The 11,983-nt window shown below is 63.7% G+C and carries 9 protein-coding genes; 6 read left to right on the forward strand and 3 right to left on the reverse strand.

Annotated elements, in window-relative coordinates; translation table 11 throughout:
* Window positions 1-44 precede the first annotated feature (44 nt).
* Entirely contained in the window at window positions 45-809 is a 765-nt protein-coding gene (locus OGV19_RS12285; protein WP_264313620.1) for a hypothetical protein, read from the forward strand.
* A gap of 21 nt (window positions 810-830) precedes the next feature.
* Here OGV19_RS12285 and OGV19_RS12290 read toward each other — a convergent pair whose 3' ends face one another.
* Window positions 831-1,409 (reverse strand): hypothetical protein, encoded by a 579-nt coding sequence (locus tag OGV19_RS12290; RefSeq protein ID WP_264313621.1) that lies wholly within the window; start codon window positions 1,407-1,409, stop codon window positions 831-833.
* A 216-nt stretch (window positions 1,410-1,625) separates the two neighbouring features.
* Between OGV19_RS12290 and OGV19_RS12295 the strand changes: the two genes are divergently transcribed.
* The gene (locus tag OGV19_RS12295) at window positions 1,626-3,746 is read left to right on the forward strand and encodes a TonB-dependent receptor (protein WP_264313622.1); all 2,121 of its coding nucleotides are present in this window, start codon (window positions 1,626-1,628) and stop codon (window positions 3,744-3,746) included.
* Window positions 3,747-3,931: 185 nt separating this feature from the next.
* Window positions 3,932-4,231: a hypothetical protein gene (locus OGV19_RS12300; RefSeq protein WP_264313623.1), complete on the forward strand. Its 300-nt coding sequence runs from the start codon at window positions 3,932-3,934 to the stop codon at window positions 4,229-4,231.
* 32 nt (window positions 4,232-4,263) lie between these two features.
* Here the strand turns inward: OGV19_RS12300 and OGV19_RS12305 are convergent, their stop codons facing one another.
* Window positions 4,264-5,076, reverse strand: a complete 813-nt coding sequence (locus OGV19_RS12305; protein WP_264313624.1) for a class I SAM-dependent methyltransferase — start codon at window positions 5,074-5,076, stop codon at window positions 4,264-4,266.
* Between the two features lie 211 nt (window positions 5,077-5,287).
* Window positions 5,288-7,474 (reverse strand): OsmC domain/YcaO domain-containing protein, encoded by a 2,187-nt coding sequence (locus tag OGV19_RS12310; RefSeq protein ID WP_264313625.1) that lies wholly within the window; start codon window positions 7,472-7,474, stop codon window positions 5,288-5,290.
* 253 nt (window positions 7,475-7,727) lie between these two features.
* Here OGV19_RS12310 and OGV19_RS12315 point away from each other — a divergent pair, with 253 nt between their 5' ends.
* The 3 genes from OGV19_RS12315 to OGV19_RS12325 are packed head-to-tail and all read left to right on the forward strand — an operon-like array spanning window position 7,728 to window position 11,808.
* Window positions 7,728-8,186, forward strand: a complete 459-nt coding sequence (locus OGV19_RS12315; RefSeq protein WP_264313626.1) for a (2Fe-2S)-binding protein — start codon at window positions 7,728-7,730, stop codon at window positions 8,184-8,186.
* Window positions 8,186-10,444, forward strand: coding sequence for a xanthine dehydrogenase family protein molybdopterin-binding subunit (locus OGV19_RS12320; RefSeq protein ID WP_264313627.1), 2,259 nt, complete (start codon window positions 8,186-8,188; stop codon window positions 10,442-10,444). The genes OGV19_RS12315 and OGV19_RS12320 overlap by 1 nt, the downstream gene beginning before the upstream one ends.
* 17 nt (window positions 10,445-10,461) lie before the next feature.
* Window positions 10,462-11,808: a c-type cytochrome gene (locus tag OGV19_RS12325; protein WP_264313628.1), complete on the forward strand. Its 1,347-nt coding sequence runs from the start codon at window positions 10,462-10,464 to the stop codon at window positions 11,806-11,808.
* The last annotated feature ends 175 nt before the right edge of the window (window positions 11,809-11,983 follow it).

The raw sequence follows: 11,983 nt of genomic DNA on the forward strand, positions 1-11,983 counted from the left end.
GTCGGACGCAGCACGCCTTTCCCCTTTGTGATGGAACACATTCGATGAGCGAAGAACGCAAGACCCAGCTGGACCACGGCCTGTTGCCGACCCGCAACCTTGCTGAATGCCTGGCGGTCAACTCACTCACCCTCGCAACGGCCGTCGCCCAACAACTGCCGACCGCACTGGGCGCATGCCTGATGCAAACAGCCGCAGAAACACAAGCCCTGGGGCTTTCGAAAAAAGTCGCCGGCATCGGCCTGGCGCTTGGCCAATGGCTGGATCAGGCCCCCCTGCAAACGCGACAGCAGGCCTTCGAATGCTGCTATACCCACCCTTCAGATACGGTGCGTAGCTGGGCGGCCTTCGCACAGGCTCACCTCACGCGTGGCCTTGACCTGCAGTCTGCCCTGTTGGCCCAATTGCGCTTCGCCAAGGACACCCACTTTGGTGTCCGCGAGTGGGCATGGATCGCCTTGCGCCCACGGCTGAGCGTGGACCTCCCTTCGGCCCTTGAGCTGCTGGGTGTGCATGCCAGCAGCGACGATCCGCTGGTTCGCCGATTTTGCATCGAAGTCCTGCGCCCACGCGGCGTCTGGTGCGAACACATAGCGGCCCTCAAGCAGGCGCCGGAGGCCGCCGAAGCGTTGCTGGTGCCCCACCTGGCCGAAGCCGAAAAGTACGCCCAGGACTCGGTCGCCAACTGGCTCAATGACGCCAGCAAAACCCGCCCGGACTGGGTGCTCGACCTGTTCGAGCGCTACCCACCGGCGTGCAAGGCCTCACGCCGCATCCAGCAACGGGCCACACGCAGCCTGGCCCGCTGAATCAGGGGTGAGCGGCCGCCGTCAGCGTGACGTCTCGACCCTCAGCACTTCGGTATAGATGGCATCGACCGTCTGGCCAACCTTGAGGTTTTTCATCCGCGCCTGCAGGTCGGGGTTCTCGACCTTGACCACCTGCAGCTTGCCCTCCGGTGGCAGCAGGCTCACTTCATGCTGCTTCAGGTCGATCTTCTTGATCTGCGACGTGACCCTGACCTGGCGGAACGCTTCGCCGCCCGGGTTGGGGTTGTCTTTGGTGGCACGGATGGTGCCGGACTCATCACTCACCTTGGGCGCACCGCCCACATCGGTATTGAGCACATAGGCCACGGCGCGGGTCACGTAGATGTCGACCGTGTCGCCGACCTTGAGGTTGGGCAGGGCCTTGGCCTTTTCCGTCAACTGGAAGGTCACAGGCTTGTCGTTGGCGCCCTGCACCGTGACCTGGCGGCTGGCCAGATCGATGGCCAGCACCTGGGTGGTGACATGGCTTTCCAGCGCTTCACTGCCAATCGGCACATCAGCGGCCTGGGCCGTGAAGCTGCCAGCGAAGACCAGCGAGGCGAGTGCGACAGCGCGAGCGAGAGAACTAATGGGTTTCATAGGCCTGCTTCCCTGTGATCGTTTCCGGGTGGGCGCGTGAAATGTTCACGCGCCCACAAGCATAGCCATTGTCAGGTGTCCTGCTCCCCCGCCCATGCCTGCGTCACATTTCGTCCGCCTTGTGGCTTGCATTAGCAAATGAGATTTCTTTACACTTGCTTTACATTTACAAATCATTACTATTCGCGCACCCAAAACAACAAAGAGTCACCTGTAATGGCAAAAAAGTCTGTTGCCCCGGCATCGCTATCCATGCTGGGCCTTCTGGTGGTCCCTGCTGTTCATGCTGAAACCCAAAACACCCTCGCCCTGCCCGCCACTGCCGTTACCAGCGCTTACGAGCAGCAAAGCTACAAGGCCAGTGACAGCCGTAGCGCACTGAAAATCGATGCGCCCCTTCGCGATATTCCGCAGACAGTCAACGTCGTGCCGGAGAGCGTGATCAAGGACCAGGGCGCCCAGTCCATGGAAGACGTGCTGAAAAACGTCCCTGGCATCGGCCTTTCCAACGGCGACGGCCAGCGCGACCAAGTGACCATCCGCGGCTTCAGTGCCATTGGCGACATGTACATCGACGGCGTGCGTGACGACGCCCTGTACTTTCGCGACCTGTCCAACATCGAGCGCGTCGAGGTCATCAAAGGCCCCGCTGCCGTGCTCTATGGCCGCGGATCGTCGGGTGGCCTGATCAACAGCATCAGCAAGAAGCCCGGTTTCGCACCCAAGCGCGAGGTGGGCGTGAACTTCGACAGCGAAGGCAAGCGCCGCACCCAGTTCGACACCGGCTGGGCAGACCCGCAGGGCAACCAGGCCTACCGTGTGACCGGGGCCTTCGAAGACAGCGACACCTTCCGCGACGATGGCTACATCGACCGCAAGGCCATTGCACCGTCGGCCTACTTCAGGCTGTCCGATGACCTGGAGCTGAACCTGGGCGCCACCTACCTGTACGACAAGCGCCTGATCGACTTCGGCATCCCCGCCCTGGGCAACCGGCCCGTGAATGTGGACCGCGACAAGCGCTTTGGCTCCGGCGATGCCGACCAGGACTACGCCCGCAGCGAAGTATTCTCGCTGACCGCGAGCCTCGACTACCGCATCAACGACGACTTCACCCTGACTAATACCAGCCGTTACTACCGCTACGACCTGGACCGCAACAACACCCTGGCCGACAGCAGCCCGACACGTTTCGTCACCGCGCCCAACGGCGAGTTGCTGGTCAAGCTCAACCGCGGCAACGTGGCGCGCGACGAGTACGGCCTGTTCAACCAGACCGAACTCAAGCAGCAGGCGCAACTGGCCGGCATGCAGCACAACCTGCTGTATGGCGTCGAAGTCGGCTTCCAGGACAAGTACCAACGGGTGCTGAGCCAGAACAACGTGGCGCAGGTGCCGGTGTACCGCGACGCGCTGGTACCGGTGCCGGACCACGCCGCCAATCTCTCGTCAAAGGGCACCAACGCCCAGCAGACCACAGGCCTGTACGTGCAAGACCTGATCGAGCTGAATGCCCAGTGGAAGGCGCTTGTGGGTGTGCGCTACGACATCTTCGGCCAGGAATATGACGACGACCGCGTGCAAAACGTCGACCTCGACCGCACCGACAAGACCTGGAGCCCGCGCGCCGGCCTGGTGTTCCAGCCGGACGCCATGCAGTCCTACTACGTCTCGGTCAGCCGCAGCTACCAGCCCTCGGGCGAAGTGTTCGCGGTCAGCCCGAGCAACCAGCACCTGGAGCCCGAAGAAACCACCAACTACGAGTTGGGCGCCAAGTGGGACCTGCTCGACAACCGCCTGTCGGTCACCGCAGCGGTGTTCCGCCTCGAACGCACCAACATGAAAACCGCCGACCCGGCCAACCCGAACCTGACCGTGCTGGCCGGCGAGCAGCGAACCGATGGCTTCGAAGCCACCCTCAGCGGGCAGCTCACGGACAAATGGCAGATCTACGCGGGCTACGCCTACCTGGACGCCGAGATCACCAAGTCCAACAGCAAGACCAATGGCGTGGCCAACGAAGGCCAGACCCCAACGCTCACGCCGCGTAACAGCGCCAACGTCTGGCTGGTCCGCACCCTCACCCCGCAATGGCGCGTGGCTGCCGGCGCCAACTATGTCGACGACCGCTACACCGCGCTCGACAACGTGGTGGTGATGCCGGGCTACACCACCTTCGACGCTGCGCTGCTCTACAGCGTGCCGCAGTGGGATGCGGCCTTGCGCCTGAAGAACGTCTTCGACCGCGACTACTATGCCTCGGCACACGGCTCGGTGGACCTGATCACCCCAGGCGCACCGCGCACCCTGGAAGCCAGCCTCAACTACCGCTTCTGATCGCCCCGTCTGGCGGTTGCCCTTGCGCTGATGCATGGGCAACCGCTGCGTGTACCCGTAATCCGGTGACGGATGGTTCTCCGTTTCGCTTGAATGAAATATCCTGACAACATGCAGCGCAGCGCTTGATGCACCCGCCTTGAGCGCTTCGGCATTATTCGGACAATTCGGACAAGGAAATCGGCATGAGCAAAATCGGGGAGCGTCCATGGGCGCTCTGGGCAATGAACACGCTGCTCATTCTCGGCCTGGGGCTGAGCGCCGGCTGCTCCAGCAAAACCAGCAAGGCCCGCTATGCGGCCTCGACCGTTGGGTCCAACTGCTTCGCCAAAGCCTTGCCCAGCACCGGCGAAGGCGGCCTGGCCTGGGGCAATACGTTGAGCATTGCCCGGCAGAAGTCGCTGAACAACTGCGTTCGCTATGCGGGCCGATCGGGGGGGACGCCCAAGACTTGCCAGGTGGTGATGGCCAAGTGCAAGAACTAGGCGGCAGCCTCTGACCACGATGGGTAGCCCATTCAACGCCGCATGATCACCACCTCAAGGTACTCGCTGGGCACCACCAGCGAGGCCCCGCCGCCTATGTTGCTTTCATTCAACAGCGCGGTGAGGTCGCTCTCCAGCGCATTGGCGGCTTCAGGCTGCAAAGACGCAAACGCCTTGTGCACCGGCCCGTACCAGGTGCGGAACACATCGATGAAATGCGCCGCCGAGCGATAGCGGAAGTTGAAGTGTTGGCGGGTGACCTGCATCTGCCCGATCGCACTGCCAAACAGTTCCCGCAGTTGTTCCTCGTCTCCCCAGCGTGAGGGCGGCAATGCCCCGGCAGGTGGTGGAACGTGCCGCCCGAGGGTCTTGAACATCTGACCGACGAAACCCTGCGGCGTCCAGTTCGCCAGGCCGATCCGACCACCGGAACGGCAAACGCGGCCCAATTCTCGCGCAGCCTGCGCCTGGTCCGGCGCGAACATCACACCAAAGGTCGAGAGAACGGCATCGAATGCGCCATCGGCAAACGGCAGCGCTTCGGCATCGGCCACCTGAAACACCACGTTCAGGTGCTCGGCCTGCGCGCGCGCTTCGCCGCGCTTGAGCAGCTCGGCCACATAATCGGTGGAGGTGACACGGCTGCCGCGCCGCGCTGCGGCCAGGGTGGCATTGCCATTGCCGGCGGCAACATCCAGCACCTGCTCGTCCCAACGCAGGTCACAGGCTTCGGCCAGGCGTTCGCCGACCAGCTGCAAGGTGGTGCCGATAACGGCGTAGTCACCGCTGGCCCACGCCGCTTGCTGGCGGGCTTTCAAGGCATTGGTATCCAAAGGGGTGCTCATGGTCTGCGCCTTCTTGTTGTGCGCGGCCGAGGTCCTTCTGGCGGTCAACGCGCCATGGATAGGTGAGGTGTAGAGCCCAAACGGGGCAACAAAAAATTATGCGCCTGAGGGGGGAAGCGGCAAGCGATAAGGCGCGAGAGGCAAGACGGATTGGAAATAGCAAAAAGGTCCAGCAGCTATATACCTGCAGCTGGACCTTTAGCGGCCTGTGTCAGGCAAACTTGGCCCGAGCCGCATGCAGCTTCTTGTAGCTCTCGATCAAGCGCAAATGACGATCCAGCCCTTCCAGCTTCATGCTGGTCGGCGTCAAACCATGGAACCGCACGCTGCCGTCCACCGAACCCAGCACCGCGTCCATCCGCGGGTTGCCGAACATGCGGCGGAAGTTGGTCTCGTAGTCTTCCATCTCCAGCTCATCATCCAGCACCACTTCCAGCACCACGTTCAGCGCCTGGTAGAACAGGCCACGCTCGACAGTGTTGTCGTTGAACTGGAGGAACGCCTCGACCAGCTCCTTGGCATCCTCGAAGCGCTGTACCGCCAGGCAGATCAGCAGCTTGAGCTCAAGAATGGTCAACTGGCCCCACACGGTGTTGTCGTCGAACTCGACCCCGATCAGCGTGGTGATGGTGGTGTAATCATCCACATCGCAGTTGTCCAGGCGCTTGAGCAGCAACTTCAGCGAGCGGTTGTCCAGGCTGTGCAGGTTGAGGATGTCGGCGCGGAACGACAAGGCCCGGTTGGTGTTGTCCCAGATCAAGTCCTCGACCGGGTAGATCTCCGAGTAGCCCGGCACCAGGATGCGGCACGCGGTGGCGCCCAGGTTATCGTACACCGCCATGTACGCCTCTTTGCCCAGGTCTTCGAGGATGCCGAACAGGGTCGCGGCTTCCTGGACGTTGGAGTCTTCGCCGTGGCCGGAGAAGTCCCACTCGACGAATTCGAAATCGGCCTTGGCACTGAAGAAGCGCCACGACACCACGCCGCTGGAGTCGATGAAGTGTTCGACGAAGTTGTTCGGCTCGGTCAGCGCGTGGCTTTCGAAAGTGGGTTGCGGCAGGTCATTCAGGCCTTCAAAGCTGCGGCCCTGCAGCAACTCGGTGAGGCTGCGCTCCAGCGCCACTTCAAGGCTCGGGTGCGCGCCGAACGAGGCGAACACACCACCGGTGCGCGGGTTCATCAAGGTGACGCACATCACCGGGAACTCACCGCCCAGCGACGCATCCTTGACCAGCACCGGGAAGCCCTGCTCTTCGAGGCCCTGGATGCCGGCGACGATACCTGGGTACTTGGCCAATACCGCCTGCGGTACGTCCGGCAGGCACAGCTCGCCTTCGAGGATCTCGCGCTTCACCGCCCGCTCGAAGATTTCCGACAGGCACTGCACCTGCGCTTCGGCCAGGGTGTTGCCAGCGCTCATGCCATTGCTGAGGAACAGGTTCTCGATCAGGTTGGACGGGAAGTACACCACCTCCTGGTCCGACTGGCGCACGAACGGCAACGAGCAGATGCCCCGCGCGGTATTGCCCGAATTGGTGTCGTACAGGTGCGAGCCGCGTAGTTCGCCGTCGGGGTTGTAGATCTCCAGGCAATTCTCGTCGAGGATCTCGCTGGGCAGCGCGTCCTTGGGCCCTGGCTTGAACCACTGCTCGTTCGGGTAATGCACGAACGCCGCGTTGGCGATGTCCTCGCCCCAGAACTGGTCGTTATAGAAGAAGTTGCAGTTCAGGCGCTCGATGAATTCACCCAGTGCCGAGGCCAGTGCAGCCTCCTTGGTCGAGCCCTTGCCGTTGGTGAAGCACATCGGCGACTGCGCGTCACGCACATGCAGCGACCACACGTTGGGCACGATATTGCGCCACGAGGCGATCTCGATCTTCATCCCGAGCCCGGCGAGGATCGCCGACATGTTGGCGATGGTCTGCTCCAGCGGCAGGTCCTTGCCGGGGATGTAGGTGGTGGCGTCCGACACCGGCATCAGCAAGCCTTGGGCATCGGCATCGAGGTTGTCCACCACCTCGATGACGAACTCAGGCCCGGTCTGCACGACCTTCTTCACCGTGCAGCGGTCGATGGAGCGCAGGATGCCCTGGCGGTCCTTCTCGGAGATGTCTTCGGGCAGCTCGACCTGGATCTTGAAAATCTGGTTGTAGCGGTTTTCCGGGTCGACGATGTTGTTTTGCGACAGGCGAATGTTTTCGGTGGGGATGTCGCGGGTCTGGCAGTACAGCTTCACGAAGTAAGCCGCGCACAACGCCGAAGACGCCAGGAAATAGTCGAACGGCCCTGGGGCCGAACCGTCGCCTTTGTAACGGATCGGTTGGTCGGCGATCACCGTGAAGTCGTCGAACTTGGCTTCGAGACGGAGATTGTCGAGAAAATTGACCTTGATTTCCATGCGGGATTACCGTGATTTAAGCGTGCAAAACGAAATTGGCCGGCATTATCCGGGTTTTTCACCTGGAAGTCCTGTTTGCCTGCCACAGCGCCTGCCTTGCGCATTCCACCGGATTACTTGCCTGATCCTCCTGACCTGCCGGCGGCGCCAGCTCACCGGTCAAAGTGCTGTGCTAGCGTTTCTGGACTGGGGGGCAACGTATCCCCCACTCAAGACAACGACGCGACAGCAACCGATGATGGGCAGGTGAACCATGGAACTACGCATCAACCAGAAGACCTATCAGGTCGAGGCCGACGCCGACACGCCCCTGCTGTGGGTGATCCGTGACGACCTCGGGCTGACCGGCACCAAGTACGGCTGCGGTCTGGCGCAATGCGGCGCCTGCTCGGTGCTGGTGGACGGCAGTGTGGTGCGCGCCTGCGTGACCCCAGTGGCGGGCGTGGTCGGGCGAGAGGTGACCACCATCGAGGCGATCGAGGATGACGCCGTCGGCAAGCGCGTAGTCGCGGCCTGGGTCGAACACCAGGTGGCTCAGTGCGGCTACTGCCAGTCAGGCCAGGTGATGGCCGCCACGGCGCTGCTCAAGCACACACCACAGCCCAGCGCTGAACAGATCGACGCGGCCATGGTCAACCTGTGCCGCTGCGGCACCTACAACGCTATCCATGCTGCCGTGCACGACCTTGCGGCCCAGCGGAAGGAGGCATGATGAGCACGCGCATCGATACCCCCACAGAGCATTTGGCGCTGCCATTGGGAGAGCCGGTGAACCTGTCGCGCCGTCGCTTCCTGTTAGCCTCGGCGGGCGCCGCCGCAGGCGCACTGGTACTCGGCTTTGGGCTGCCGCTGGGCTCAGCACGGGCCCAGGCCGCTACTGCTGCGGCCCAGGAACGCGGGACACACGTGCCGGCATTCCTCGAAATTCGCCCGGACAGCACCGTGCGCCTGCTCTGCCCGTTCATGGAGGGCGGCCAGGGCACCTACACCGCCATGGCGCAGATCGTCGGCGAAGAGCTGGACGCCGACCCGGCCACCTTCCTGGTCGACAGCGCGCCACCTGGCGAGGCTTACGTGGTGATGGAAAACGGCATGCGTATCACCGGCGGCAGCATGTCGGTGCGCATGAGCTACCCGACCATGCGCCGCCTCGGCGCCCTGGCCCGGGCCATGTTGCTGCAGGCAGGTGCCGAACAGTTGGGCGTGCCGGTTGGCGAACTCTCCACCGAACCTGGCAAGGTCGTCCACGCCGCATCCGGCCGCTCGGTGCCCTACGGTGAATTGGCCGAGCGCGCCCTCGACCTGCCCGTGCCAGACCCGGCCAGCGTGAAACTGCGCGACCCCAGCCAGTTCCGCTGGATCGGCAAACCGGTGCGCCGGGTCGACGCCTATGACAAATCCACCGGCAAAGCGCTGTACACCATCGACATCAAAGTTGACGGCATGCTGCACGCCGCCGTGCAGCATGCTCCGCGCCTGGGCATGACAGTGGGCAGCCTGCGCAACGAAGCACAGGTAAAAGCCATGAAAGGCGTGCACTCGGTGCATCAATTGCCCGGCGCGGTGGCGGTGGTCGCCGAACGTTGGTGGCATGCCAAGCGTGCGGTCGAGGCCATCCAGGTGGATTGGCAAGAAGCAGGCGCGGACAGCCCGGTGCGCACGATGCCGGCGGACTTTTCCAGTGACGCCCACCGTGACCGTCTGGCGGCCGAGCAAGGCCCAGCGCGCGATGAAGAACAGGAAGGCGATGTGGCCGGTGCGCTGGCCAGTGCCAAGACCAAGGTCGAGGCGACCTACCACAACCAGTACCTCAACCACGCCCAGCTTGAACCGCCCTCGGCCCTGGCCCGTTTCAACCCCGACGGCTCACTGGAGGTGTGGCTGCCCAACCAGGCCCCGGACATGTTCCGCGACGACATCGCCAAACGCACCGGCCTCGACCCCGCCCGCATCACCCTGCACTCGCCCCTGCTGGGCGGCTTCTTTGGCCGGCACTTTCTGTACGACTCGGCCAACCCCTACCCGCAGGCCATCGCCCTGGCCAAGGCTGTCGGCCGCCCGGTCAAACTGATCTGGAGCCGCGAGGAAGAGTTCCTGCGTGACGTGTTGCGCCCACTGGCCGTGGTCAAGTTCCGCGCCGCGCTGGATGCCGATGGCCTGCCCGTGGCCATTGAAGCCGTGAGCGCCACCGAAGGCCCGACCGAGGCACTGGCCGGCAAGCAAGGTGACAAGATCGACCCCACCGCCCTTGAGGGGCTGTCGGGCAAAGCGTACGCCATCGCCAATAAACGCATCGCCCAGATCTATGTCAAAGGCCCGCCCATGCTTGGCTACTGGCGTTCGGTGGGCAATTCGCTGAACGACTTCTTCTACGAAGCATTCCTCGACGAACTGGCGGACAAGGGCGGCAAGGACCCCTATGAATTACGCCTGCATCTGTTGCGCGACAACCCGCGCCTGACGCACCTGCTGCAGGCGGTGGGCGAACTGTCCGGTGGCTGGAAGCGCGGGCCGTTCACGGCCGAGGACGGCAGCAAACGGGCGCGCGGCGTGGCCATGGCCTCGCCGTTCGGCTCGGAGGCGGCGGTGATCGCCGAGGTGTCGATCGACAACGGTCAGGTCAAGGTGCACGACATCTGGCAAGCGATCGACCCAGGCAGCATCGTCAACCCGGCGATCATTGAAGCCCAGGTCAACGGCGCCGTGGCCCTGGGCCTGTCGCAGACGCTGCTCGAAGAGGCGGTGTACATCGACGGCAAGCCCCGCGCGCGCAACTACGACCTGTACCCGATCCTGCCGCCTTCGCGCATGGCAAGGGTGCATGTGCGCATCGTCGAAAGCGGCGCGAAAATGGGCGGCATCGGTGAGCCACCGCTACCTGCGGTCGCGCCAGCGGTGGCCAATGCGGTAGCACGGCTGACCGGCCAACGCATCCGCAGCATCCCCTTGAGCCGATACACCTTTACCTGAGCGGACCAGGAGCGCCCATGACCCACAGCCGATTCGCAAGAACCGCCGGCTGGCTGGCCTTGCCGTGCCTGGTCGCGGCAGGCCTGCTGGCCTGGTATGTCAGCCGAGAGCCCACCTCGCCGTTCATGGCAGAGCAGAACGCCAGCGCCGACCCTGCGCTGCTCAGCCGCGGCGAGTACGTGGCCCGGCTCAGCGACTGCGTGGCTTGCCACAGTCTGCCCGACGGCAAACCCTTCGCCGGAGGCCTGGAAATGGCCACGCCGCTGGGCGCCATTCATGCCACCAACATCACGCCCGACCAGGACAGCGGCATCGGCCGCTACAGCCTCGCCGAATTCGACCGCGCCGTGCGCCACGGCGTCGCCCCCGGTGGCCGGCGGCTGTACCCTGCGATGCCCTACCCCTCCTACGCCAAGCTCAGCGATGACGATGTGCGTGCCTTGTATGCGTTTTTCATGCAGGGCGTACAACCTGCCCAACAGCCGAACATCCCAGGCGAGATCCCCTGGCCGTTGAACATGCGCTGGCCCATCGCGTTATGGAACGGGCTGTTTGCCCCCACCACGCCCTATGCGACCAAGGCCGGCCAGGACGCCCTGTGGAATCGTGGCGCCTATATCGTCCAGGGCCCTGGGCACTGCGGCAGCTGCCATACCCCGCGTGGCCTGGCCTTCAACGAGAAGGCCCTGGATGAAGACGGCAAACCTTTCCTGGCCGGTGCGTTGCTCGATGGCTGGTACGCACCGAGCCTGCGCGCCGATCACAACACCGGCCTTGGGCGCTGGAGCGAAGCCGAGATCGCCCAGTTCCTCAAGACCGGGCGCAACCGGCATGCTGTGGTCTATGGCTCGATGACCGAGGCTTTCAACAACTCCACGCAGTTCATGAGCGACAATGACCTGGCGGCGATTGCCCGCTATCTGAAATCGCTGCCTGGCGATCCGCAGCGTGACGGCACGCCCTGGCAGTACCAGGCGGTATCGGCGGAGACGACGCTGGACCGCCCAGGCGCCCACACCTACGTCACGCGCTGCGCGTCTTGCCATGGGCTGGACGGCAAGGGCCAGGCCGAATGGATGCCGCCGCTGGCGGGTGCAACGTCGGCATTGGCCAACGAGAACGCCTCGGCGATCAACATCACCCTCAATGGCTCGCAACGGATCGTTGCGGCGGGCCTGCCCGATGCCTACCGCATGCCGGCCTTCCGCGAGCAGCTGTCGGACCAAGAGATTGCCGAGGTGCTGAGCTTCGTGCGCAGTGCCTGGGGCAACCACGGCAGCGCAGTGGATGCGCAGGCAGTAGGCACGTTGCGCGGGCACACCGACCCGGCCAGCAGCAGCCCGATTGTGTTGCACATGCGATGAAGTGCCGACCTTGTGGGAGCGGGCTTGCCCCGCGAAGAAGGCGACTCGGTGTATGGCACCGGCTTCGCCGGTGTTCGCGGGCAAGCCCGCTCCCACACGCCCCTGCTAAAGACTAGAAGGGCGGCACAGGTATAACCCTTTGGAGAACAGGTATGGAAAGGCGGCAAGGACAAAG

Origin of the sequence: Pseudomonas putida (assembly GCF_025905425.1) — a bacterium.
Lineage (GTDB): Bacteria > Pseudomonadota > Gammaproteobacteria > Pseudomonadales > Pseudomonadaceae > Aquipseudomonas > Aquipseudomonas putida_AF.